The sequence below is a fragment of the Limnohabitans sp. TEGF004 genome, assembly GCF_027924965.1.
Taxonomy (GTDB): domain Bacteria; phylum Pseudomonadota; class Gammaproteobacteria; order Burkholderiales; family Burkholderiaceae_C; genus Limnohabitans.
Window position 1 is genome coordinate 2,034,981 of the sequence record NZ_AP027056.1, and the last position, 24,078, is coordinate 2,059,058.

Below are 24,078 nucleotides of genomic sequence, written 5' to 3' on the forward strand. Positions count from 1 at the left end.
CCAATACTCCTTATTTAAAAATCAAACGGCAGCAAAGCCGGGGTTAGGCAACACGCCTTCGAGCTTGGGCGTGTTGAGCTTGCGCTTAGACACTTTGCCGCCGCTGGCTTTGAGCCATTGCTCAGCCACTTCCCACACTTGCTTGAGGTTTTGGTTTTTCGCGTCTTCTGACACGGGGGCCCAGCCTGCCACTTTGTATTTCTTGTTGGCGTCGATGAGCTTGCCTTTGAGGCGCATCTCACCGATGCGGCTGCCCATTTTTTCATTGGGTTTGCACACGTATTCGAGGCCACCCACGCGCACCATGTCACCACCTTGTTGGTAGTAAGGGTCGGGGTTGAACAAGTTGTCGCACACGTCTTCGAGCACGGTCTTGATGGTCTCGCCCGTCATCTCAGTCACAGTAGCGTACGAGTAGGTGGTCGCAGTCATGTCCATCAGCCATTCACGCGTGATGGCTTGGCCTGGCAAGAGTGATGTACCCCAACGGAAACCGGGAGAGAACGCCATGTCTGCGCCTTGTACATCCATCAATGCATCGAGCAACAGTTGATCGCCCGTGCCGTTGAAGTTGCCACGGCGGTACAGCGTACCTTCGGTGATGGCCAAGGTCTCGTTCAACTTGGCTTCGTAAGGCGCGCGGATCTTGTTGATAAGCGCATCCATCTCTTTGTCGGCAGGCAACATATTGGAGAAGATGGGCAGCAGCTTGTAACGGAAGTCAGTGATCTTTTTGTTCTTCACTTCAAAGTCGAGCACGCCCAAGAACTTACCGTTCGATCCAGCGTTGGTGACGATGGTCTTGCCACCTTTGTTGTTCACCAAAGTAGCCACAGGCATGCCATCGTGGGTGTGACCACCCATGATGGCGTCGATGCCGCTCACACGGCTCGCCATCTTCAAATCCACGTCCATGCCGTTATGCGACAACACAACTACCACCTGCGCACCTTTGGCGCGGGCTTCGTCCACCATCTTTTGCATGTTTTCGTCTTGAATACCAAACGCCCAATCGGCCACCATGTAGCGTGGGTTGGCAATCGGTGTGTAAGGGAAGGCTTGGCCGATGATGGCGCAAGGCACGCCGTTCATTTCGCGAATGACATAGGGCTTAAACACTTGGTCGCCAAAATCTTGGGTCTTGATGTTTTGGGCCACAAAGTCGACCTTGCCAGCAAAGTCTTTGTTCACAATTTCTTGCACGCGCTCCATGCCGTAGGTGAATTCCCAGTGGCCGGTCATCACGTCAACGCCCAGCAATTTACAAGCGTCGACCATGTCTTGGCCGTTGGTCCACAACGAAGTGGCCGAGCCCTGCCATGTGTCACCACCGTCGAGCAACAACGCACCGGGGCGGCTGGCTTTGAGACGTTTCACCAAAGTGGCCAAATGCGCGAAGCCACCCACTTTACCGTAGCGCTTGGCGGCCACTTCAAAGTTCAAATAGCTCATGCCATAGGCTTCGGCGCTACCAGGGCGCACGCCTGCCGTTTTTAGCAAATGCTCGCCCACCAAATGGGGCAACTGGCCTTTCATACTGCCAATGCCAAGGTTGACACTGGGCTCGCGGAAATAAATGGGCTTGAGCTGCGCGTGGCAGTCGGTCATGTGCAGGAATGAAACCTGACCAAACTTAGGAATGTCATACAGACCCCGAGCGGCCACGCCTGCATCGGCCTGCGCAAAGGCATTCATGTTGAGGCCAGCCATGGAGCCAGCACCCATGACTTGCATGAATTCGCGTTTGGTTAAGTTCATATCAGCACCTACTTATTTAACTTGCGTAAAAAAGCCGCAGATGAAAAGCTCATGCTGCGGCCATTTAGAGATTACTTGTTGACAGGCGACGCTGGGTCGAGCAACAAAGCCATCACGTTTTTGATTTGAGCTTCTGTCAAGATGCCCTTGTGTGCAAAACGCGGCATGTTGGAACACGCGTTGTAAGCACGCGCGTTTTGCAGCTTGCCCCAGGTGTATTCCACGATCGGCTTAGCCGCTGCGCTGCTGGGATCTGTCACACCACGGATCTTGCCGTAGTTGTACAAGCTTGGTCCCAAGGTGCCGTAGGACAACTCAGTCTTGCTGATTTGGTGGCAGTTGTAGCAATTGCCGCCATTGACCGAGTCGGCCTTGTCAGTCCAAGTTTTACCAGCACCGCTTTGTGCCACTTTTTCGCCTTCTTTGAAGTCGCCCAAGTATTTGCCATCGGCAGGTGCCTTGATGGTTTTCATGTTGCGGGCTTCAATCTCGGCAGACACTTTGGCATCCAAAGCTACGCCGGTACGGTCGGCTTCGGCGCACAAGCGGTTGTCTTCGTCGAGGTTCAAACGGTCGAGCTTGGCTTGGCCTTGATCGCGGAATGAGCGACCCAAAACGTCTTGTGTCAATTTATCGAGGTCGGCGCTCGAAGGCATGGGCGTGGTGCATGCAGTCAACAAGGCCACTGCGGCAGCGCCCAAAGCGATTTGATATGTGCGGTTCATTTTGCGTTGTCCTTATCGTTTGATCGCAGGCGCGATGGCTTCGCCACCTTTGCCGTTCACACCCATGTACACGCCCAAGGCGATGGTGGCATCGCTGCCAAACAAGGGGTAAGGGAAACGTTGTTGACGGTAGCAATCGTTCAAGCGCAACTGGGCGCCCCACATTTGACCGTTGGACACGCGGTAAGCGGGCCAAGCACCAAAGCCAGCGCCTGCACCGGGGTTCTTGGTTAGGTTGGGCAAGTCTTGCAAACGGATGCGTTTGTCGTCTTGGCTGTGGCACGTCGCACAGGCAAAGTCGTGTGAGCCGCCGCGCATGAAGAACAGGCGTTGGCCCACTTCATACATCTTGCGTTCTTCCACATGGCTTTGTGAGAGGTTGAACTTCATGCCTTTGGATTCGCCAGCAATCCAAGTCGCCAATGCGGTGACATTGCTTTGCTCGCCTCGGCCAAAAGGTGTCTTGGCAATTTCTTCACCGTTGAAGCCTTGCAACTCTTGCATGCACGTCACCAAACGTGACTCAAGGTCTTGCACTCGGCCGGTGTCCGAGAAGTAACGGGGCAACTCGACCCACGCACCTTTGACCACGCCTGCGCCTTTACCCAAATCACATTTTTCAAGCGATGCTTTTTTGGGGCCGCGTTTTTGCTTCCACAGGTCTTCACCTTTGGCTTCAAACAACTCAGCAGGGTTGCCGTCTTGCAACATGGCGCGGTATTCCGCGATGCTGTCGGTCGACGACTTTTGGGCGAACGCAGCGGCCGACAAGCCGATGAGCCCTAAAGCGATTACTAGATTCTTCATTCGTGTCTCCACTGCGTTCTTGTTGATTACGAAACGGTTGCTTCGTCAGAGCGTGTGTCGCCCTTGTTGTCTTTCCAAGTGATGCCCACTTTGTCGCCGGCTTTGGCGCCTTTGATGGTGAATTGCAAGAAAGGGTTCTTAGACACAGCGGGGCCCCACTCGGCGGTCATCACAACTTTGCCGTTCAAAGTCGCGGTCACGTCTTGGATGTGCCAGGCGGGAATGGTTTTGCCGGTGCCGTCTTTGCGTTGACCGGATTCCATTTCGTGGCTCATCAAGACACGGATAGTTGCTTTGTCGCCAGCTGCTTGAGCGCGAATGCGCATTGGATCTGCCATGGTGTTTCTCCTGAAATTTCTAAATTAGCCGCCGCAGCCGCCGAGTGTCACTTTGACTTCCTTCTTGGCGAAGAAAGCTTTGCCGTCGTTGATGATCGCAATGGCGTACACGTCAGACGATTGGCCCATCTTGGCGCGTGTAGAGAAGTTGGCTTCCACTTCAGGCGACACGTTGAACATAGCGATCAAAGCAGATGGGTTTTTCTCAACCAACAACAAGACGCGCTTGACGTTGCCCAAGCTTGTGCTCACACCCAATGGCACCACAGCGCCGTTTTCAGCGATGTCTGGACCCGTGATGGTGACGTCTTTGCTTTCCACGGGGGCTGCGCCACCCATGGCTTTGACGGCTTCGGCCACGCTCTTGGCGTCGAAGGCTGCTTTGTCAAACGCTTGCGCGTATTGAGGGAACAGGCCAGTAGAGGCCAAGAGGCCTGCCACAGCGGCGCTGTGCTTGAGGGTCTCGCGACGAGTTTGCATGTAGTGCTCCTAAAAATACTTGGATGTTATTTTGCCGCACCGGCAGCGAGCCAGTTGGCAATCAGTTTGATGTCTGCCTCGGGGGCAGATTGTGCAGGCATGGGGATAGGCCCCCACACGCCTGCGCCGCCTGCCTTGATTTTGCCTGTCAAGTACTCAGCCTTGCCTGGATACTTTTTGGCTATGTCGGAAAAGCTGGGACCCACCACTTTGGTGTTCTGTGCGTGACAGGCCGTGCAGTTGTGTTTGCCTAACAAAGCCAACGCGGGATCAGCCACTTTGGCTGCGGGTTTGGGCGCAGCAGGGGCCGCGGCTGAGGAACCCGTAGCGGCTGATTTATTTTCAGGCACTGCTGTGTTCGCACCATGTTGTTGTCCCACCAAACGATTTTGGTCAGCCAAGTTGCCGTGTGCGTTACGTGCGTAATCGGGCAGCATCGACGCCACTTTGGCTTCGGGAATGCAGTCTTTCATGCACGCCACGTTAGCGGTGTCTGGTTTGGCAGTGCCGTTGAACTCTTTGCCTGCCCACATCGCGTGCTGGGTGGTCATGCCGTTTCGGTTGGGCATGCGCTTTTGCACTTCAGCGATGTTTTTGTCTGACAACACAAAGTTTTCAGGCACCACATCGGCCAAGCTCAACAGGTAAGCGGTGACCGCATACACCTCGTCAGGCTTGAGTGACTTAGGCGCTGTCCATGGCATGGCGCGGTTGATGTAGTCCCACAGCGTAGACACCGTGGCCACCTTCATGATGGTGGTGCGGCCAGGGAAATCAGCGCGCTTCAAATTGGCCACGTTGCCTGTTTTGATGTCGTCATTGGTTGTGCCGCCAATCAAAGGGCTGAACACTTCGTTGGACTCACCAAACACACCGTGACAGTGGGCGCACTTGGCTTCCCACAAGTCTTGGCCTTGGGCGACCGAACCTGAGCCCGCTGGCAAACCTTTGAAGTCAGGGCGCACATCGATGTCCCACGCAGCCACTTCTTTGGTTGTCGCTGGACGACCCACGCCTGGGTAGGCTGTGCTTTGTGCGCTGGCAAAACCAGCAGCAGCCAACAAAGCTGTGGTCAAGATGACTTTACGAAACTTGGACATTCTTGACCTCACCGTTTTCTTGCACCAACCACGATTGGATGGCGTTGTTGTGATAAATCGAACGGGTGCCACGCGCAGCACGGAGGTGCTTGTATGTGGGTTGCACGAAACCCGTGTCGTCAGTGGCACGGCTTTGGATGATGGCGGGCTTGCCGTCCCACACCCAATCGATGTTGAAGCGTGTCAGCGCTTTGCTGAGCACTGGCGTTTCCAAACGGGCTTGACGCCAGTTGCGACCACCGTCCACAGACACGTCGACTTTTTGAATCTTGCCGCGGCCCGACCAAGCCAAGCCAGTGATGTTGTAGAAGCCTTTGTCCAGCAACACTTGGCCGCCAGAAGGCGTGGTCACCACGCTCTTGCATTCTTGGATGTTGGTGTACTGACGGTGCTGACCATCGGGCATCAAGTCCATGTAATGCACAGCTTCGTCTTTGGCAGCGTAAGGCTTGTCACCCACTTCAATGCGGCGTAGGTACTTGACCCAGCTCACGCCTTGAATGCCAGGCACGATCAAGCGCAATGGGTAGCCGTTTTCTGGACGCAGCATTTCGCCGTTTTGTCCATAAGCCACCAGCACTTCACCTGACAAGATCAGGCTCATGGGGATGGTGCGGGTCATGGATGAACCGTCGCCACCTTCGGCCAACACGAACTTGCCGTTCTTCAGATCTGCGCCTGCAATTTCGAGCAAGGTGATAAGCGGCACGCCTGTGAACTCGCTGCACGACACCATGCCGTGTGTGTATTGCACCGTGGGCACAGCCACGTTGCCCCACTCGACCGCGGTGTTCGCACCGCACTCGATGAAGTGGAAACGCGACACAGAAGGCAAACGCATGATTTCGTCCATGGTGAACACCTTGGGTGTTTTCACCATGCCGTTGATCATGAAGCGGTGCTTGGATGGGTCGATGTCCCACCAACCTTGGTGGTGACGCTCAAAGTGCAAACCGCTTGGTGTGACGATGCCGAACAAGGACTGCAGCGGTGCAAACGACACCGAAGCTTGCGTGGTTTGTGTCAAGCCTGGGCTTTGACGACGTTGCACGTTGGACTCGAACTTTGAAGGTACGCCGTAGCCGTTGTTGGCGGCCACGCCTTGGCCCAAGCCTGTGGCGTGCTCGGGCAGGTTCAAGATGTTTGGGTCACCGCCCTCTGTTGGCACAGGGTTGCCCTGAGCCAACGCCATCGGTGCCGCTGCACCTGCAGCCGCAGCAGCAAATGCGCTGCGAATGAAGTTGCGTCGGCCCGTCTTGCTCTCGGCAATGACGGTACGAATGCCGTCACGGTCTAAAAAATTTTCGGGCGCTTTTTGAATGCGACCCGATTGAGTGCCATCTGGTGTTTTCACAGACAGTCCTTCCACATCAGTTATATATCAATACCCGCTAATATAAATCATCTCTGATAGGGCATCCATCGGGTTTACGCCATAAACCGAATTAGCTCAACGAAATTTGTAATGCTGTTTGTTCAGGACAGCGGCAACAGCATTGGTATCTTCAGGGAAAAATCCCAAGTTGAGCTCGGTGTTGCAGTACTCGACCATGCCACGCAAGGCACCTGCCGTGTTGATGCGGCCTTTGGGGTTATAGATGGCACTGCCATTGCCGCCCACGCGTCGAATGTGGCATTCGTTGCATTGGTTTTCGGCAATCAGCTTTTCGCCCGCTTTGAGGTCTGCATCTTTGAATAGTGGGTGCTGCTGTGCGTTGGCCTTACCTGCAGCTGTCAAAAAAATCAAGAACAAAAACTTTCTCATGACATCTCTCCTCGTTACTTTTCTTGCAAAAGCTCAGGTTGCAACACTTGGTAATGTCGGCCCAGTTTGTCGAGCGGCGTCATCACGCCAGCACGCACCAAGGCGGTCACTTCGCGGCTGACGGTTTCAAGCTTGAGATCCATCATGGCACCCATGTCATCTCGACCAAACAAGGTGGCGGAGCCATCTTCTGATACTTCATGCATTTTGCGAATGAAGTGCAACACGCGTTGGCGCGCGCTGCCAAAATTAAGCTCGGCTAACCAATCATCCGCCAACTTCAAAGCACTTTGCCATTTCTCCATCAATTTGCGATGCAAGCGCGGACTGTTAGCGCCCAATTGATGCACCACCTCCAATGGGATACGACACAGCGACACCTCGCTCAATGCAACAGCTTGGCTGTCATAACGACCCGTCGCCAAAGCTTCAAGGCCCACCACATCGCCCGGAAACAACACACGCACCACGCGCTCTCGGCCATCTGCTGTGACGCGTACCAGCTTGATCAGCCCCTTGCGCAACGTGAACACACCAAGCGCTTGGTCTGATGCTTCATATAAAGCTTGACCCGGTTGATAGACCAAGTCGTCAATGGGCGCGTGGATGAGGTTGAAGTCTTGTTCGTTCAAGTCGGCAAACAACACCATCTCGCGGATACCGCAATTACGGCAATCCGAGGTGCCCCGCCAAGCTGATTCGGTTTGAATGGGGATCATCTACCAGTCACCACACGACGAGCCACAGCCAACTGCTCATCCAAGTAAGCGCCGTAGAAATCGGGCAGGTATGCGCCCTTCAAACGCGTCGCCACCTCACGCCCTTGAGCACCAAAGAACAACACCGTAGGCGCCAGCTTGATGCCTTGCTTGCGCACCCACGCATCCTGCGTGAGTGACGTGCCGTCGAAATCAATCAAAGCGCGGTTGTCACGCATGTCCACTTGCACGACCTGCAAACCTGATGCGAGCAAAGGATGCAAATAGTTTTCACGCACCACTTTGCAAAACGGACAGCCATGCAAACTGACCATCACCACCAAGGGCTGTTTAGCCTGCAGCGCTTGTGCCAACGAAGCCTGCAATGAATCAGTCGTGGGCAAAGCAACTGGTGCCGCCATCGCATCCCACGTGGTCATACCCGCCATACACAAGGCCAGACCTTGCAAGACCTGGCGACGAGGAAAATTTGTGGCGCGCATCACTTGGCTTCTTGTTCCATCAACAAATACGTGTTGTAAGCGTTCATGCGGTTGGCGGATTTGAAAAGAGGCATTTTCTCGAACTTCGACCAATCTGTGTTCGCGTAGGCACTTTCGAAGGGCTCCATGTCTTTGGCAGCGCGCCCCATGGCCTCACGCAAATACAACAAGTAATCGCGCGTGAGGGTCATATCGCCCTTGGGATCGTTAGAGATCGGGCCATGGCCTGGCACCACCCAACGCGCGTCAAACTTGAGCAAACTCTGCATGGCCTCTATCCAGTGGCGGCTGTCGGCTTGGCCCACAAATGGAATGCGGTTACGAAACACCAAGTCGCCAGCGAACAAAACTTTTTGCTGCGGCAAATACACCACCAAGTCTTCGGCGGTGTGTGAAGGACCAACGGGTTGAATGTCAAAGCGCACACCACCCACTGTCAAAACTTGAGGGCCGCTCAGCCACTCATCCGCAGGCACCAAGCGTGTCTTCTCATCCACCCAAGGCCAGAGCTCTTGACGCGAACTCTCCAAACGCAAACGCGCTGTGTCTGATGTGAGGTACTCACGCGCGGCACCGTGCGCCACGATGCGTGCCCCCAAATCTTTGAACACTTGCAAACCGTAAATGTGATCCGCGTGGTAATGGGTCAACACCACGGTGTGGATTGGCTTGCGCGTGACTTTGGTAATTTCAACCACCAAGCGACGCGCCAACTCAGGCGAACCCAAGGCATCCACCACCACCACGCCCGCAGGCGTGACCACGAAGCCCGCATTGGAGATGAAGTTTTGATTGGCCGACGACCCCATCTCTGAAACGCCTTGGACGTAATAGACGTTGGGCACGACTTGCTTGGCTTGCATCAAAGGTTTGGCCACCGCAACAGCAGGCGCAGAGGTTTGCGCTTGCACCGACACGGCAAGACCTAAGCAGCCACAAAACCAACTCACGCAAAGTTGGCGCACAAAAGCCAGTTTCACAATCACTTCTCCTCAAACAGCAAGCCAGTCTAGGGTTTGACATACGTCAAGCATCGCCTCAACCAGAGCACTTAGCATAGTCCAAATATAAGCGTAGACTAAATCATATGAATCTCACTGCACTGAATGAAACTTATGGTGAATCCGTTGTCTTAGCCGTTGGCGGCTGGGTCATTGGCCTGTTGTTTGGTTTTTTTGCCCAGCGCTCTAAGTTTTGCCTGCGTGCGGCGGTTGTGGAGTTTTGGCACCATCAATTTGGCGAAAAACTCTCGGTTTGGTTGCTCACTTTTTCTGCCGCAGTCATTGCCATTCAAAGCCTGATTGTTTTAGGCAACCTGGATGTCAGCACAGCACGTCAGCTGGCCACACGGGGCAGCTTGTCCGGCGCACTGGTTGGCGGCTTGTTGTTTGGTGCAGGCATGATCATGACGCGTGGGTGTGCCAGCCGTTTGCTCATCTTGTCAGCCAACGGCAACTTGCGTGCTTTGCTATCGGGCTTGGTATTTGCCGTCACGGCGCAGTCAGCGCTGTCAGGCGCACTTTCGCCCTTGCGTCAAGAGATCACCAACCTTTGGACGGTGGAGGGCGGCAGCAGCCGTGACCTGCTGGCCATGCTCGGTCTGAGCCACACCGCAGGCTTGGTCATCGGGTGCGTTTGGCTGTTGGCGGCGCTGTACTTCACCACACGCACCACGCAGCGGGCATGGATGTGGATAGGCGGCATTGGCACAGGCCTGAGCGTGGCCATGGCTTGGTGGTTTTCGTACAGCGTGTCTCAAGCCTCGTTTGAAGTGGTGCACATCCAAGGCATCACCTTCAGCGGCCCATCCGCCGAGTGGCTCATGCGCGTGCTGGCCCCCAATCCCCCGGCAATTGGCTTTGACTTTGGTTTGTTACCGGGTGTTTTCTTGGGCTCATTCTTTGCGGCGTGGTTGGGCAAAGAGCTCAAACTCGAAGGATTCAAAGACGGCTATGCCATGCGCCGCTACATCGTGGGTGCCATCTTCATGGGTTTTGGCGCCATGCTGGCTGGCGGTTGCGCGGTCGGTGCTGGCGTGACGGGTGGCGCCATTTTTGCGCTGACCGCTTGGCTCGCCTTGATGGGCATGTGGATGGGCGCAGGCTTGGTTGACCGATGGATGGATCAGCCGCCAGCGAGCGCACCCACGTTGGTGCAACCTTGAGTGGTGACTGATTGATTCGAATTCTTACGTTATAGTTTTCAACGTACTGGCCAAACGCCATCACTGGGTTAACCCCGTGATGGCGTTTTGCCATTCTGGATATATTACCGATCACTGATTAATTTAATTCGCTCAACGAGGTTTCGATGAAAACAACATCTCCCCACTTGCTGCGTCTGCTGGCTGCCACAGCCTTGATGCTGGCTACAAGCGTCGCATCACACGCCCAAGACAAAGCCACGCAGCTGCACAACCGCGCCACCGCTGCCATGTGTGCCAACTGCCATGGCACCGAAGGCCGCACCATCGAAGGCTCAGCCATTCCCTCGTTGGCTGGCATGCCCAAAGACTACATGGTGTTGCAAATGAAAGCCTTCAAAGAAGGTACACGTCCTGCCACAGTGATGCACCAAATCACCAAAGGCCTGACCGATGCCCAAATCGACACCATCGCCAATTACTACGCTGCTACCAAGCGCTGATCAAGGATTCATCATGAAACGTCGCAGTTTTGTTCAAGCCTCTATGGCTCTTGGTTCTTTTGGCGCACTGGGCAGCATGGTCGGTTGCGCATCAGTGGGCCGCGTGCCCGAAAAAGCACGCGTGGTTGTGGTGGGCGGCGGCTACGGTGGCGCAACAGCTGCCAAGTACGTACGCATGCTGTCGAACTACCAAATCGATGTCACCATGATTGAACCCAGTGGTGCGTTTGTGTCCTGCCCCATCTCCAACTTGGTGATTGGTGGCAGCAAGACCATGGCTGACATCACCACGCCCTACGACAAGCTCTCTGGCAAACACGGTGTCAACATCGTGCGTGACTACGTGGCCAGTGTGGACCCCATCAAAAAGACGGTGACTTTGGCCAGTGGCCCCAGCATCCGTTACGACAAACTCGTCATGTCGCCAGGCATTGACTTGATGTTCAACACCATCGAAGGTCTGAAAGAAGCGCAAGCCTCAGGCCAAATATTGCAAGCTTGGAAAGGCGGCCCAGAAACCTTGGCCCTGCGCAAGCAACTGGAGTCAATGGACGACGGCGGCGTGTATGCCATCACCATTCCTGAAGCGCCCTACCGCTGCCCACCCGGCCCGTACGAACGAGCCAGCCAAGTGGCCCATTACTTCAAACAACACAAACCAAAATCCAAAGTGCTGATCTTGGATGCCAACCAAGACGTCACATCCAAAGGTCCGCTGTTCAAGAAGTTCTGGGCTGACAACTACAAGGGCATCTTGGAATACATGCCGCAGCACAAAGTCGTGGCGGTGGACGCTAAGACCAACACCTTGAAGTTTGATGTGCAAAACGATGTCAAAGCCAACGTGCTCAACGTATTGCCCGCCATGCGCGCCGGTGGCATTGCCGTGCAATCAAGCCTGGCCAACGTCAACGCACGCTGGTGCGGTGTGCACTACCAAACCTTTGAGTCCACGCAAGCCAGAGACATTCACGTCATCGGCGACTCCATCATGTTGGCCCCACTCATGCCCAAGTCTGGCCACATGGCCAACTCACATGGCAAGGTCACAGCCGCCGCCATCGTGGCGCAGTTGTCGGACATGCCGGTCAACCCAGCACCATTCCTCAGCAACACCTGCTACAGCTTTGTGAACGACAAGCTGGTGGTGCACGTCGCTTCTGTTCACCAATACGATGCCAAAGACAAGACGTACAAAACTGTGCCAGGTTCGGGCGGTGTGTCTGCTGCGCCTAACGAACTGGAAGGCATTTACGCGTGGAACTGGGCGCAAAACATTTGGGCCGACAGCTTGATGTGAGAAATTTCATGAACATCTTTAAATACCTCTCCCACACTTTCGCTACTTTGCTGCTGGCATTGAGCTTTGGCTCGGTGCAAGCACAAGACATCAAAGTGGTCTACCACGTCAACACCGGCGTGGACACCGCTGCTGCCATCTTGGGCAATGTGCGCAACCACTTGAACGCAGACGCCACAGCCAAAATTGTGGTGGTCACACATGGCTCGGGCATCGACTTTTTGTTGGATGGCGCCAAAGACAACAAAGGCCGCGAGTTCAGCGGCATGGTGTCTGACTTGTCGGGCAAAGGCGTGCAATTTCGCGTGTGTAACAACACGTTGACCTCACGCAACATTGACGCCAACAAAGTGTCGATGGATGCCAAGATCGTGCCATCAGGCGTAGCCGAAGTGGCACGCTTGCAAGCCAAAGAAGGTTACGTGTATCTCAAGCCTTAAGGCTCTGATGCGTCCATCCAAAGAGCCGCATTCGCGGCTCTTTTCATTTCAAGCTCAGATATACGGTGTTGCCCGTACGTGAGTCATCGAATTTTCAAATGCTGTGATTTTTTCTACAGTGAGGCATCTGCAAACCCGTGCATTTGTTCCACACCAAAGAAAGCCTTACATGACACCCGTTGTGACACAAGTTCTCGTGAAGAAAAAGAAGCAACAAGCGCTTGCACGCCCAACGAGAACTCAAGAAGACCCCATCAACGAGCAGCAGATGTACTACAAAGATGTGGCTGGATTTTTTATCTTCTTATTGGTCGTTTTCACCGTGCTGATGATTTCGCTTTATGCCTGAGGCGAGGTGAATCAACCCACGGTAGATAGAGGCATCAAAGTTCCCAAATATTCAAAATGTGCCAGCGCTTTCTCTGCTGGCTCAATGAATTTCACACGGCGGTCGACCGTGTCGACAACCACACGGATCAATTCAGCATCGCGCAAGTTGTCAATCTTGCGGCTCACCGCAGAGGGACTCAGGAACAATTCATCACGCAATTCCAAGGCCTGCATCATGGACAAAGGCTGATGCATCGCAGATCGAACCGCAATGATTTCGAGCAGCCTTTGCTCATCGGGTGGAATCAACAAAGGTTTTTGATCCGATTGACGCGCCTTGTGTACGGCCAATAAAAAATCTAAATATTTGAGTTTGACAGGTGCAAGCTTTGCACCTTGTTGCGGATCAGTCATAGAGATGACTGTAGAAACAATTCGCAATTTTGAAAATTCGATAAGCCACGTACGGGCTAGGCCGTACACCCAAAAGAATTAATGGGCACGCTCGATGTTCATGCGAACCAGCTCGGCCAAGGTCTTGGCACCTAGTTTCTCCATCACGCGTCCTTTGTGCACTTCCACCGTGCGTGGGCTGATACCCAGCAAAGCACCCGCCTCGCGATGTGTCATGCCTTGGGCAATCGCCGTCATCACTTCACGCTCACGAGGCGTCAGCGTTTCAAACGACTGGGTTCGAACGGTCGCCACCGCATTAGATTTGAGCCGCTCAAACGCACGTTCAATGGCGTCAAGCAACACCGGCATGACGACCGGTTTTTCAAGAAAGTCCACCGCTTGATTCAAAAAGGCGCGGCGCATCACATCCACATCAGCAAAGGCCGTGAGGAAAATCACCTCGACAGAGTGAGGCAGACCGCCTAACTTCTCCTGCAAATCCAGCCCACTCATGCCAGCCATATTCAAATCCAAAACCAAGCAGCAAGGCTTATCAGGCGCAGCGCTGAGAAAAGCCTCACTGCTTTCGTAGGTACGGCAATCAAACCCTTTGAGCCCGAGCATGATGGACAAGGAATCGCGCACAGACGCATCGTCGTCCACGATACAAACCAAACGGCTCTCATTCATCGACGCAATCTCCAAGGGGAAGAAGGATTTGAAAACATTTCTCAGGGTGCGCTTGGTAACGCAACACACCCCCGTTATTTTCAACCAATGAGCGACTCACCGACAAACCCAAACCCAAGCCATCTTTTTTCTTTGAATAAAAGGGCCTGAACACTTGGTCAGCCGCATCGGCATCTAACAAGGCACCGTGGTCGATCACACGGATGCTCAGCATCTGCTTTTCATCTGCACTGATGTGTACCGTGACTTGCCCCCCAGAGGGCGAGGCATCAATGGCATTCTTCAGCAAATTACCCAAAGCGGTGCTGATCTGTACACGGTCTACCAACACATGGTCTTCACGGTGTGTGTAGGCCGTCACCAAAGCAACCTCTGCCTTGGCCGCTTTTTGGGCGAAACGCGCCACGCACTCATCCACCAAGTGCCTGACTGAGGTGTCTTGCAAAGACGATGCGCCCGAAATGAAATAACTGCGCAAGCCCCGCACAATGTCTGTCGCGCGCAAGGCCTCATTCACCACATTGCGCAGCATGGTGACAAGTTGCGTTTGCTGTGCATCTGTCATTTTTTCTTTTTGCAACTCGGTCAGCATGAGCGCCGATTCCGCATAAGCACTCAAAGCACTCATGGGTTGGTGCAGCTCATGCGCCAAGGACCCAGCCAACTCACCCGCCGCCACCAGTTGCAAACTGTCACGCAAGCGCTCTTCTGTGCGCAAGCGTTCATCCACCACTGTGCCAATGATGAGCCCCGTCAATGACAAACTGAGCATGACAATTTGCATGTCCATCAAATCAGCCGGTTGCACACCCACGCGCGTGGCAGAGAACACCAAAGGCAACTGGATGAGCGCTGCGACCAACGTGGCACCCGGCAGCGAATACGTCGCAGCAATCAAACCCAACACAAAGAACAGCGAGAAGAAATACTTCATCTGGTCTTCAATGGGCAATGTAAAAATCAGCCACAAACAAATGGCCAAGCCCAGCATGAGCGCCCAAAACAAAACACTGCGAAACATGTGCAGGTATTGCGCATGACGTCGCTTGTCAGCCGCGACAAAAAATAACGGCAACAACACCATCAAGCCCAACAAATCACCAATGAAGAAGCGATGCACCGCGCCTAAGAAATCATGCGGTGACAACACACCAATCCAAGTCTGCGTGCCCACATACGCCATGGCAGTGAGCAAGGCGCCACCAAGAATCACACTGCCCAACACGAAAGCATCATGCCGATTGCGCAGCGCCGTGCGCTCTGCCAACGCCCATCGCAACGTGAAAGCGATCGCCGCGTAGCAGGTCACCAACACCGCATTGCCCAGCACCATGGCAGGTGACAAAAACAAAGTGCCACGAACCAAACTGTCAGACAGGCACAACGTGAGATAAACCCATGTCATCCATGAATTGCCAGCCCAAAAAAGAAACAACACCTCCAGCGCCGCAGGAGGGTTCCACGGCGTGATGTTCAGGTCACCAATGGGGTGGATGTAGCTGAGCTTGTCAACCGCAAAAAACAAGCACGAAAAAACCAGCGCGATGGCGATTTTTTTGAGGTTCAGCATCCCATGTTCAATGTGACAAATCGCTGTCAATGGCGATTTGCGTACACACCGCACGGCACAGCGTGACGACGCGCTCATTGATGATGCGGTAATAAATTTGCACCCCTTCGCGGCGACGTCCCAAAATTTTGGCTTTGAACAAGGTGTTCAAGTGCTGCGACATATTGGGTTGCGTGGTGTCGATTTCTTCAAGCAACTGCCCCACGTTTTTTTCTTCGTTGCACAAGCAGTTGATGATTTTCAACCGCATAGGCGCTGACATGACACGAAAGGTCTCGGCAGCCAAATCAAACATCACATCCAAATCTGCGCCTTCGGTGACAGCTTTTTTCGACGCCTTCGCAGAGGTCTTCACTGTTTTGGCGGCCACAGCTTGGGTGATCGTTTTTGCTTTGACGGGGGATGGAGTGGTCTTTTTGGTTGCCATAGGTTTAAAAGGATATCACTTGCACAAATCAGCGACTGAAGTTTGCAAGCTTTGCGCCCACTCGCGGCGGTTGCGACCATCGGCGTTTTGCTTGTCACCATAGCGCACTTGCGCAACCAAAGGTGGCGCACACAGCGTGCGCCACAACGAGCTGATCAAGGTGTCATGGTCGTGGTAGCAAGGGGCCAAGCTGCGTTCTTGCGTGTGTGCATCCATGAACTGCAGCGCCACGGGTTGAATCGGTGCTTCGGCAGAAATGGCGGCTTGCAACAAATTGGCATGAAACGGCAACACCGTGATGCCGTCGCCCGTTACGCCCTCTGGGAAAACCGCTAACACTTGGCCTTCACACAAAGCACGAGCCATTTGGTGCACCACGCGCATGGCATCGTTACGTGAGCCACGCTCGATGTAGAGCGAGCCACCGCCTGTGGTGAGCGCGCCCACCAAAGGCCAATCGCGGATTTCAGACTTCGCCACAAAGCGGCAATGGCAAGCGGCGTGCATCACCAAGATGTCGAGCCACGAAATATGGTTGGCCGCCATCAACACAGGGCCCTGCGCTGGATGACCTTTGACACGCACTTCAATGCCAATGATGGCCAACATGCCACGCGCCCACACCTCGACCGCGCGGGCTTGTTGCTCGTCGCTGAGTTTGGGGAATGCGGTGCGCACCATCCAATAGCCACACAAGACCTGCACGATGACACGCAGGAACTTGGCACTGGCGTGCAAGCTGCGCATCAAGCCGCTTGGTAAGCCACGCGGCCCGCCACCAAGGTTGCTTTGACGCGCGCGGGCAAAGACATGCCCGTCATGTCAAACGCAAACGGTGTGTGCTTGCCTTGGCTGTGCAGTGCATCGGGTGTGACGTGCCATTCGACCGCTGGATCAAACACCACGAGGTCGGCCACGCCGCCCACATGCAACTGGCCCAAGCTGGTGCTTTGACCTTGCACTTTGCCCAACACTTTGGCGGGCTGTGCGGTCAGCACATCGAGCGCACGCAACACGCTGACCTTGCTGTCTTGCGCCCACTTGAGTGAGAGGCTGAGCAACAGCTCTAAGCCCGTCGCACCCGATTCGGCTTCGGCAAATGGCAGGGCCTTGCCATCGTTGTCGACCGGTGTGTGGTCAGACACCAAGGCATCCAGGGTGCCATCGGCCAAGGCGGCACGCAAGGCATCGCGGTCGCGCTGTTGGCGCAGAACAGGCGTCACGCGTGCGCGGCTGTCGAAGTAGCCAATGTCGTGGTCGCTCAGGTGCAGTGAGTTGATGCTCACGTCAGCCGTCACTGCCAAACCTTCTTTCTTAGCAGCACGCACCAACTCGACGCCTTCAGCGCTAGAGATGCGACACAGGTGCACACGGGCTTTGGTACTGCGCATCAGCGCAAAGATGGTGTGCAAGGCAATAGTCTCTGCGGCCACTGGCACGCCGCCCAAACCCAAACGGGTGGCGAGCGGGCCGCTGGCTGCCACGCCTTTGCCCAAATGCATTTCTTGCGGGCGCAGCCACACGGTGTAGCCAAAAGTTGATGCGTATTGCAAAGCGCGTTGCAACACTTGGGTGTTTTCCAAAGGCACTTCAGCTTGGCTAAAGCCCACGCAACCTGCGTCGGTGAGGTCTGACATTTCGGTTAGCACTTCGCCCTTCAAACCACGGGTGAGTGCGCCCAGTGGGAACACGCGTGCGCGGTGCAGTTTCTCGGCGCGGAACTTGAGCATTTCAATCAAGCCTGGCTCGTCCAACACGGGGTCGGTGTCGGGTGGGCACACGAGGCTGGTCACACCACCGGCCACAGCGGCCATGAGCTCGGAAGCCAGCATGCCTTCGTGTTCGTAGCCGGGTTCGCGCAAACGCACTTGCAAGTCGACCAAGCCGGGGGCGACGATGCAGCCCTTGGCGTCGATGGTTTGATCGGCTTTGAAGTTGGCGGGCAACTTCTCACCTGCTTTGGCTATGGCAACGATATGGCCATCAGCCACCGCCACATCAGCCACGTGGTCAAAACCAGAGGCTGGGTCGATCACGCGACCGTTTTGAATCAGGATGTTCATGCTTCATTCCCCGCCACGATCGACATCACGGCCATACGCACAGCAATACCAAACGTCACCTGCGACAAGATGACACTTTGCGGTCCATCGACCACAGCAGATTCAATCTCCACACCACGGTTGATGGGACCGGGGTGCATCACGATGGCATCGGGCTTAGCCAGTTGCAACTTCTCTTGCGTGAGGCCAAACGATTTGAAATATTCTTGGCTCGATGGCAACAGTGCGCCGCTCATGCGTTCGTTTTGCAAGCGCAACATGATGACCACGTCGCAACCCTTGATGCCTTCTTCGAGGTTGTTGAACACCTTCACACCCATGGCCGACAAGTCGCTGGGCACCAATGTCTTGGGGCCCACCACGCGCACTTCGGCACAGCCGAGTGTGGTGAGGGCGTGAATGTCAGAGCGCGCCACACGTGAGTGCAACACATCGCCCACGATGGCTACCGTGAGGTTGGCAAAGTCACCTTTGTAATGACGGATGGTGTACATGTCCAGCAAACCCTGCGTGGGGTGTGCATGACGGCCGTCACCAGCGTTGACCACGTGCACATGGGGCGCGACGTGTTCGGCAATCAGGTAAGGCGCACCCGACTCGCTGTGGCGCACCACAAAAATGTCGGCAGCCATCGCGCTCAGGTTGGCGATGGTGTCGAGCAACGACTCGCCTTTGGCTGCGGATGAACGCGCGATGTCCAGGTTGAACACGTCTGCCGACAAACGCGTGGCTGCGATCTCGAACGTGGTGCGTGTGCGTGTGCTGTTCTCGAAGAACAAGTTGAACACGCTCTTGCCACGCAAGAGTGGCACCTTCTTCACTTCGCGGTCGTTGACCGAGACGAAGTTGGCTGCGGTGTCGAGGATGTGCGTCAAGATATTGCGCGACAAACCTTCAGTGGAGAGCAGGTGAATCAGCTCGCCGTTTTTGTTGAGTTGGGGGTTGCGTTTGTAAAGCACTTGGAATCAGCCCTTCACTGAAAAATTAAATTGGCCGTTGTCATCTTTGGTCAGCGCCAGCGATTGGGTGGCAGGCAGTGCCACACGCGCAGCGGCGTAGTCGGCCTGAATGGGCAACTCGCGGCCACCGCGGTCCACCAACACGGCCAACTGCACATTGGCAGGACGGCCGTAATCGAACAACTCGTTGAGCACCGCGCGGATGGTGCGGCCGGTGTAGAGCACATCGTCGAGCACGATGAGGTGTGCACCGTTCACTTCAAACGGCAGTTTGGTTTGGCCACCGTCGGCCAAGCCGCGTTGCGCAAAGTCGTCGCGGTGCATGGCGGATGAAATGCTGCCGGCCTCACCTTCGAGATTCAAATCTTTTTGCAAGCGCGCCGCCAACCAAGCACCACCCGATGTGATGCCCACCAAACGTGTGGTGGGCGTGAGCATGCTGCGTACACCTTTGAGCAGCTCTTTGTACAAGCTCTCCGCATCCAGCATGAGGTTTCCGTGGGTACTCATAAGTTCTCTCGAAAAAATTGATTGAGGATGATGCAAGCCGATGCAGCGTCAGCATCTTTGGCGCCTTGGGCTTTTGCTTCGGTGGTGCTGTAACGCTCGTCCACTTCAAACACAGGCAGGTTGAAGCGACCGTTGAGTTGGCGTGCAAATTTTTTGGCCTTGGCCGTGTTCTCGTGCGCCGCACCGTCTGGGTGATATGGCACACCCACCACCAGTGCGTCGGGCTGCCACTCGGCAATGCGTTTGGTGATAAGGGCCCAACGGGCATCGCCTTCGGCATTGACCGTGGCTTGCGGTTGGGCTTCACGCAACATGCGGCTGCCATAGGCCACGCCGGTGCGTTTGACACCGAAGTCAAACGCGAGGAAAGATTGAAAGTGCGCTGGTACAGCTGGCTTTGGTGCAGAGACCAAAGGTGCTGCCGCTTGTGTGGTCACATCAAGCGCCGTGCTCATGAGTGCCCCACTTCGTTGGACAACATCCAAGGCTCGAGGCCCAGCAGCTTCATGGCACGTGCGTAGCGCTGCTCCACGGGTGTGTCAAAAATCACCGCCATGTCGGCGCCCACAGTCAGCCAACTGTTTTCAGCCAACTCCGACTCCAGCTGACCTTCACCCCAAGCTGAATAGCCCAGAGAAATCAGCACGCGTTTGGGGCCAGCGCCAATCGACAAAGCTTCGAGCACGTCTTTGGAAGTGGTCATCTCCAGGCCATCGAGGATGGTCATGGTGGAGGCGTAGACAGATGCTTTGTCGCTCACGGCGCTCAAAGCTGCGGCTTCTTGGGCGGCTTCGGTGGCAGCTTTATTTGCCTCTTGTTGCGTAGCCTCTGGAGCGGTGGCTGGTGGCGTCACCGCCACAGCCTCGCTTACTTGCTCCACCTCATGACTCCATAAGGCATCGTGCAACACAAAGCCGCGTTCGGTATGCACGGGGCCACCTTGCAACACAGGGGCATTCATCAGGTCTTGGCGATGCAAAGGCAGGTCGACTTTTTCAAACAACTCTTTCATCGACAACTCGCCAGGTTTGTTGATGACCAATCCCATCGCCCCGCGTTCGCTGTGCTCGCACACATAGACCACACTTTTGGCAAAAATCTCATCCTCCAAACTGGGCATTGCAATCAAAAAATGATGCGTCAGGTTGATGGAGAGAGAATCAGCGGTCATATGCCAATTTTAAAGGGTGAACATGCCTAAGCTCTCGCCTCATTCACCTCACGTCGACAAAGGTCTGATGTGGTTTCGACGCGACCTGCGCGCCTTTGACAACGCAGCGCTGTTTCACGCGCTCAAAAGCTGCAAGCAAGTGCATTGCGTGTTCGTGTTTGACAAGGCTATTTTGGACAGCCTGCCCCGCGCAGACCGCCGCGTGGAGTTCATCCGCGAGTCACTGGTGGCGCTGGACGCCGAGCTGCACGCCGTGGCAGGCCAAGCCGGTGCGGGCCTGATCGTGCGCCACGCCGTAGCGGCTGACGAAGTGCCACGCCTCGCCCACGAACTGGGCGTGCAAGAGGTGTTTGCCAACCACGACGACGAGCCAGATGCATTGACCCGCGATGCCCAAGTGCGTGGCGGCTTAGCCAACTTTGGTATTGGTTTTCAAACCTTCAAAGACCATGTGATTTTTGAGCGCAGCGAGGTGCTGACCCAAATGGGCAAGCCCTACGGCGTGTTCACGCCCTACAAAAACGCATGGCTGCAAAAGGTGAACGACTTTTATTTGAAGTCCTACCCCGTGGGCAAATACATCAAAGCCTTGGCAGCGCGGCCCAAGGCCTACCAAGTGCCCGTGCCTAGCTTGGCCGACATTGGCTTTGAAGCCACCAACCTCAGCAGCCTCCACGTGCCCACCGGCAGTCCCGGCGGCTTGGCCCTGTTTGAAGATTTCTTTGACCGCATGGACAAGTACGACGAAACCCGTAACTTCCCCGCCATCAAAGGCCCCAGCTACTTGGGCGTGCATTTGCGCTTTGGCACGGTGTCGATTCGCCAACTGGCATCCACCGCCTACAAGCGCATGTTGGTGGGCTCAACCGGTGCAGAAATTTGGCTGTCGGAGCTGGTGTGGCGCGATTTTTATCACCAAATCTTGCACCACCACCCGCGTGTGGTGAAGGGCGCCTTCAAGCCCGAATACAACGACATCAAATGGGACCACCACAAACATGCCAAAGAGCTGTTTGCCGCCTGGTGCGAAGGCCGCACAGGCTACCCGCTGGTGGACGCAGCGATGGCGCAAATCAACCAAACCGGCTACATGCACAACCGCCTGCGCATGGTGGTGGCCAGCTTCTTAACCAAAGACCTTGGCATTGATTGGCGCTGGGGCGAGCGCTACTTTGCCGAGCACCTGAATGACTTTGACCTCGCTGCCAACAACGGCGGCTGGCAGTGGGCCAGCTCCAGCGGCTGCGATGCACAGCCCTACTTCCGCATCTTCAACCCCACCAACCAAAGCGAAAAGTTTGACCCCGAAGGTAAGTTCATTCGCCGCTATGTGCCCGCGCTGGCGAAGCTCAACAACAAAGCCATCCACGCGCCGTGGTTGGCCAAACCTTTGGAATTAGAAGAAGCGGGGTTGGTGCTGGGGCGCGATTACCCAAGGCCCATCGTCGATCACGCCGAGGCGCGTGCGCACACGCTGGAGCGGTATGCAGTCGTGAAAAAGGTGAAATAAGGAGCGAAGCAGGAGATCAAAGGCTAATCGCCCCGACAGCGCGTAAGCGCTGTCACTCTCTTTAGTCGCAGTAGATCAAAGCCTATTCGCCTTTGAGGGCTGCCAATACTTGCGGCTGCGGCTCGCGCATGCTGCCCACTGCAAAGTGCTGCAGCAAGCGGCTCACTTCTTGGGCGCCGCTCAGGCTGGTTTTGATGTCGTCGGCCACGCGCTTGGCACGCAGGCGGGCCAGTTGCACCGCCAATGAATCGGCCACTTGTTGCACCGCCGTCAGCTGCACATCTTGCGCGAGCTGGGCCATGGTTTGCACATCCAATTGCGCCTCGACGGGCATGTCGGACTCAGGCGACTCAGACCAATCATTGAGGAGGCTGACCAAGCGCTGCGAAATCACATCGGCCTGCTCTAAAAAAAGCAGATGGTTGATGACTTGCAAGCTGTCTTCGATGGGTTTGTCGTGCTCGTTGAACTGCTCGCGCAGCTGCAAGCCGCTGAGCACTTGCGAGGTGGCGCTGGCCTCGGGCTCTTCAATGCTTCGATTGGGCGCTAAACGCAAGCCTTCAAAAAAATGGGTGGCCAGCGACCAAAAAGTGCGCCAGCCGGGCATGGTCTCAGCGTCTAGCTGACGCTGACACAGCAGCTCCAACTGTCTGGCCGCATGCGTATCCACCGCTGGGCGCTGGCGCAGCAAGGCCAACACATGGCTTTCAAACTGCGCACGAACGTCCATGGTGATTAGATTTGCACCATTTCAAAATCTTCTTTGCGTGCGCCGCATTCTGGACAGGTCCAGTTCATGGGCACATCGGCCCACGCGGTGCCAGCAGCAATGCCGTGTTCGGGTGCACCAGCCTCTTCGTCATAAATCCATCCACAAATCAGACACATCCAGGTATTAGCCACAGTATTTCTTTCGTCAACGCATAGAATGAAAAGCATTGTATCGACCCACTCATGGCGCCAGAAAACACCCCTCTCTCCACCGAAATTGCCTTGTCTGACGAGACCAGCGGCGCGCCCCCGTGCGTGCTGGTGTTCAACGCCAACGACCCAAGCGGTGCAGGTGGCTTGTCAGCTGACGTTTTAGCTGCCGGTTCTGTGGGCGCCCACGCGCTGCCCGTGGTGACGGGCGCCTACATGCGCGACACGGCTGAAATTTTTGACCACATCGCCTTTGACGACGACGCCGTGGCCGAACAAGCCCGCAGCGTGCTGGAAGACATGAGCGTGCAAATCATCAAAGTAGGTTTTTGCGGCAACCCAGACAACCTGAGCGTGATTGCCGAAATCAGCACTGACTACGCCGAAGTACCCGTCATTGCTTATATGCCCAACCTCTCGTGGTGGGAAGACGAAAAGATTGACGCTTACTTAGACGCCTTTCGCGAACTCATACTGCCCCAAACCACCGTGCTGGTGGGCAACCACAACACCTTGTGGCGCTGGCTGTTGCCCGACTGGAGCAACGAAAAAAGCCCCAGCCCACGTGACATTGCACGCGCCGCCGCCGAAGTGGGCGTGCCCTATGTGTTGGTGACGGGCATCAACCATCCCGACCAACACATTGAAAACGCTTTGGCCACCGCCCACACCGTGATGGTGAGCGAACGCTTTGAACGCTTTGACGCCATGTTCTCTGGCGCGGGCGACACCCTCAGCATCACACTGGCTGCCGTACTGGCTGCAGGCACCGACCTAGAGCTGGCCACCCGCGAAGCGCTGAACTACCTCGACCAAAGCCTCAACAGTGGCTTTCGCCCAGGCATGGGCCACATCGTGCCCGACCGCATGTTTTGGGCCGAAGAAGACACCGAAGACGAAGACACCGACGGCCTGCCAGCCACGGCAGAAGACTTCTCGCTGCCGCGCCACGAAACCAAACATTGAATCCT

At 55.5% G+C, this 24,078-nt stretch carries 30 protein-coding genes; 7 read left to right on the plus strand and 23 right to left on the minus strand.

Annotation, left to right across the window (positions count from 1 at the left end; all coding sequences use genetic code 11):
• Positions 1 to 21: 21 nt before the first annotated feature.
• From soxB to LINBF2_RS09925, 11 genes are all read right to left on the minus strand, one after another.
• Entirely contained in the window at positions 22 to 1,758 is a 1,737-nt protein-coding gene (gene soxB, locus LINBF2_RS09875) for a thiosulfohydrolase SoxB (RefSeq protein WP_281888534.1), read from the minus strand.
• 71 nt (positions 1,759 to 1,829) lie between these two features.
• On the minus strand, positions 1,830 to 2,483 hold the full coding sequence (gene soxX, locus LINBF2_RS09880; protein WP_281888536.1) for a sulfur oxidation c-type cytochrome SoxX: 654 nt from the start codon (positions 2,481 to 2,483) through the stop codon (positions 1,830 to 1,832).
• A gap of 12 nt (positions 2,484 to 2,495) precedes the next feature.
• Positions 2,496 to 3,290 carry a sulfur oxidation c-type cytochrome SoxA gene (soxA, locus tag LINBF2_RS09885; RefSeq protein WP_281888537.1) on the minus strand — a complete coding sequence of 265 codons (795 nt, stop codon included), beginning with the start codon at positions 3,288 to 3,290 and terminating at the stop codon, positions 2,496 to 2,498.
• Positions 3,291 to 3,316: 26 nt separating this feature from the next.
• Positions 3,317 to 3,628: a thiosulfate oxidation carrier complex protein SoxZ gene (soxZ, locus tag LINBF2_RS09890; RefSeq protein WP_281888539.1), complete on the minus strand. Its 312-nt coding sequence runs from the start codon at positions 3,626 to 3,628 to the stop codon at positions 3,317 to 3,319.
• A gap of 24 nt (positions 3,629 to 3,652) precedes the next feature.
• A complete protein-coding gene (soxY, locus tag LINBF2_RS09895) occupies positions 3,653 to 4,108 on the minus strand; it encodes a thiosulfate oxidation carrier protein SoxY (protein WP_281888541.1) in 456 nt (151 codons plus the stop codon).
• Positions 4,109 to 4,134: 26 nt separating this feature from the next.
• On the minus strand, positions 4,135 to 5,208 hold the full coding sequence (locus tag LINBF2_RS09900) for a c-type cytochrome (RefSeq protein ID WP_281888543.1): 1,074 nt from the start codon (positions 5,206 to 5,208) through the stop codon (positions 4,135 to 4,137).
• Entirely contained in the window at positions 5,192 to 6,562 is a 1,371-nt protein-coding gene (soxC, locus tag LINBF2_RS09905; RefSeq protein WP_281888545.1) for a sulfite dehydrogenase, read from the minus strand. The genes LINBF2_RS09900 and soxC overlap by 17 nt, the downstream gene beginning before the upstream one ends.
• Before the next feature lie 96 nt (positions 6,563 to 6,658).
• Positions 6,659 to 6,973 carry a hypothetical protein gene (locus LINBF2_RS09910; RefSeq protein WP_281888547.1) on the minus strand — a complete coding sequence of 105 codons (315 nt, stop codon included), beginning with the start codon at positions 6,971 to 6,973 and terminating at the stop codon, positions 6,659 to 6,661.
• Between the two features lie 14 nt (positions 6,974 to 6,987).
• Positions 6,988 to 7,692 carry a Crp/Fnr family transcriptional regulator gene (locus LINBF2_RS09915; protein ID WP_281888549.1) on the minus strand — a complete coding sequence of 235 codons (705 nt, stop codon included), beginning with the start codon at positions 7,690 to 7,692 and terminating at the stop codon, positions 6,988 to 6,990.
• The gene (locus LINBF2_RS09920; RefSeq protein WP_281888551.1) at positions 7,689 to 8,174 is read right to left on the minus strand and encodes a thioredoxin fold domain-containing protein; all 486 of its coding nucleotides are present in this window, start codon (positions 8,172 to 8,174) and stop codon (positions 7,689 to 7,691) included. The genes LINBF2_RS09915 and LINBF2_RS09920 overlap by 4 nt, the downstream gene beginning before the upstream one ends.
• Positions 8,174 to 9,091 (minus strand): MBL fold metallo-hydrolase, encoded by a 918-nt coding sequence (locus LINBF2_RS09925; protein ID WP_281891319.1) that lies wholly within the window; start codon positions 9,089 to 9,091, stop codon positions 8,174 to 8,176. The genes LINBF2_RS09920 and LINBF2_RS09925 overlap by 1 nt, the downstream gene beginning before the upstream one ends.
• A 170-nt stretch (positions 9,092 to 9,261) precedes the next feature.
• Between LINBF2_RS09925 and LINBF2_RS09930 the strand changes: the two genes are divergently transcribed.
• The 5 genes from LINBF2_RS09930 to LINBF2_RS09950 all read left to right on the plus strand — a co-directional run bounded on the left by LINBF2_RS09930 (position 9,262) and on the right by LINBF2_RS09950 (position 12,909).
• Positions 9,262 to 10,338, plus strand: a complete 1,077-nt coding sequence (locus tag LINBF2_RS09930) for a YeeE/YedE family protein (protein WP_281888553.1) — start codon at positions 9,262 to 9,264, stop codon at positions 10,336 to 10,338.
• A gap of 146 nt (positions 10,339 to 10,484) precedes the next feature.
• On the plus strand, positions 10,485 to 10,820 hold the full coding sequence (locus LINBF2_RS09935) for a c-type cytochrome (RefSeq protein WP_236658019.1): 336 nt from the start codon (positions 10,485 to 10,487) through the stop codon (positions 10,818 to 10,820).
• Between the two features lie 13 nt (positions 10,821 to 10,833).
• On the plus strand, positions 10,834 to 12,120 hold the full coding sequence (locus tag LINBF2_RS09940; RefSeq protein WP_281888555.1) for an NAD(P)/FAD-dependent oxidoreductase: 1,287 nt from the start codon (positions 10,834 to 10,836) through the stop codon (positions 12,118 to 12,120).
• Positions 12,121 to 12,128: 8 nt separating this feature from the next.
• Entirely contained in the window at positions 12,129 to 12,560 is a 432-nt protein-coding gene (locus tag LINBF2_RS09945; protein WP_281888557.1) for a DsrE family protein, read from the plus strand.
• Positions 12,561 to 12,729: 169 nt separating this feature from the next.
• Positions 12,730 to 12,909 carry a hypothetical protein gene (locus LINBF2_RS09950; protein ID WP_281888559.1) on the plus strand — a complete coding sequence of 60 codons (180 nt, stop codon included), beginning with the start codon at positions 12,730 to 12,732 and terminating at the stop codon, positions 12,907 to 12,909.
• A gap of 11 nt (positions 12,910 to 12,920) precedes the next feature.
• Here LINBF2_RS09950 and LINBF2_RS09955 read toward each other — a convergent pair whose 3' ends face one another.
• From LINBF2_RS09955 to LINBF2_RS10000, 10 genes are all read right to left on the minus strand, one after another.
• Positions 12,921 to 13,304 carry a hypothetical protein gene (locus LINBF2_RS09955; protein ID WP_281888561.1) on the minus strand — a complete coding sequence of 128 codons (384 nt, stop codon included), beginning with the start codon at positions 13,302 to 13,304 and terminating at the stop codon, positions 12,921 to 12,923.
• Positions 13,305 to 13,382: 78 nt separating this feature from the next.
• Positions 13,383 to 13,976, minus strand: a complete 594-nt coding sequence (locus tag LINBF2_RS09960) for a response regulator (protein WP_281888563.1) — start codon at positions 13,974 to 13,976, stop codon at positions 13,383 to 13,385.
• On the minus strand, positions 13,969 to 15,546 hold the full coding sequence (locus LINBF2_RS09965; protein WP_161499773.1) for an ATP-binding protein: 1,578 nt from the start codon (positions 15,544 to 15,546) through the stop codon (positions 13,969 to 13,971). The genes LINBF2_RS09960 and LINBF2_RS09965 overlap by 8 nt, the downstream gene beginning before the upstream one ends.
• Positions 15,547 to 15,553: 7 nt before the next feature.
• Positions 15,554 to 15,841 (minus strand): metalloregulator ArsR/SmtB family transcription factor, encoded by a 288-nt coding sequence (locus LINBF2_RS09970; RefSeq protein ID WP_104801433.1) that lies wholly within the window; start codon positions 15,839 to 15,841, stop codon positions 15,554 to 15,556.
• Positions 15,842 to 15,988: 147 nt separating this feature from the next.
• A complete protein-coding gene (locus LINBF2_RS09975) occupies positions 15,989 to 16,720 on the minus strand; it encodes a lysophospholipid acyltransferase family protein (RefSeq protein ID WP_104801391.1) in 732 nt (243 codons plus the stop codon).
• A complete protein-coding gene (locus LINBF2_RS09980) occupies positions 16,720 to 18,036 on the minus strand; it encodes a dihydroorotase (protein ID WP_281888567.1) in 1,317 nt (438 codons plus the stop codon). Before LINBF2_RS09980 ends, LINBF2_RS09975 begins: the two co-directional genes overlap by 1 nt.
• Positions 18,033 to 18,995 carry an aspartate carbamoyltransferase catalytic subunit gene (locus LINBF2_RS09985; RefSeq protein WP_281888569.1) on the minus strand — a complete coding sequence of 321 codons (963 nt, stop codon included), beginning with the start codon at positions 18,993 to 18,995 and terminating at the stop codon, positions 18,033 to 18,035. The genes LINBF2_RS09980 and LINBF2_RS09985 overlap by 4 nt, the downstream gene beginning before the upstream one ends.
• A gap of 6 nt (positions 18,996 to 19,001) precedes the next feature.
• Positions 19,002 to 19,505, minus strand: coding sequence for a bifunctional pyr operon transcriptional regulator/uracil phosphoribosyltransferase PyrR (gene pyrR, locus LINBF2_RS09990; protein WP_281888571.1), 504 nt, complete (start codon positions 19,503 to 19,505; stop codon positions 19,002 to 19,004).
• A complete protein-coding gene (ruvX, locus tag LINBF2_RS09995) occupies positions 19,502 to 19,960 on the minus strand; it encodes a Holliday junction resolvase RuvX (RefSeq protein WP_281888572.1) in 459 nt (152 codons plus the stop codon). The genes pyrR and ruvX overlap by 4 nt, the downstream gene beginning before the upstream one ends.
• On the minus strand, positions 19,957 to 20,676 hold the full coding sequence (locus LINBF2_RS10000) for a YqgE/AlgH family protein (protein WP_281888574.1): 720 nt from the start codon (positions 20,674 to 20,676) through the stop codon (positions 19,957 to 19,959). Before LINBF2_RS10000 ends, ruvX begins: the two co-directional genes overlap by 4 nt.
• Before the next feature lie 67 nt (positions 20,677 to 20,743).
• On the opposite strand from LINBF2_RS10000, the gene LINBF2_RS10005 reads away from it, so the two are divergent.
• Entirely contained in the window at positions 20,744 to 22,186 is a 1,443-nt protein-coding gene (locus LINBF2_RS10005; RefSeq protein WP_281888576.1) for a deoxyribodipyrimidine photo-lyase, read from the plus strand.
• An 82-nt stretch (positions 22,187 to 22,268) separates the two neighbouring features.
• On the opposite strand, the gene LINBF2_RS10010 is transcribed toward LINBF2_RS10005, so the two are convergent.
• Positions 22,269 to 22,916, minus strand: a complete 648-nt coding sequence (locus LINBF2_RS10010) for a hypothetical protein (RefSeq protein WP_281888578.1) — start codon at positions 22,914 to 22,916, stop codon at positions 22,269 to 22,271.
• Positions 22,917 to 22,921: 5 nt separating this feature from the next.
• Positions 22,922 to 23,074 carry a rubredoxin gene (locus LINBF2_RS10015; RefSeq protein WP_281891320.1) on the minus strand — a complete coding sequence of 51 codons (153 nt, stop codon included), beginning with the start codon at positions 23,072 to 23,074 and terminating at the stop codon, positions 22,922 to 22,924.
• A gap of 66 nt (positions 23,075 to 23,140) precedes the next feature.
• Between LINBF2_RS10015 and LINBF2_RS10020 the strand changes: the two genes are divergently transcribed.
• Positions 23,141 to 24,073 carry a bifunctional hydroxymethylpyrimidine kinase/phosphomethylpyrimidine kinase gene (locus tag LINBF2_RS10020; RefSeq protein ID WP_281888580.1) on the plus strand — a complete coding sequence of 311 codons (933 nt, stop codon included), beginning with the start codon at positions 23,141 to 23,143 and terminating at the stop codon, positions 24,071 to 24,073.
• The last annotated feature ends 5 nt before the right edge of the window (positions 24,074 to 24,078 follow it).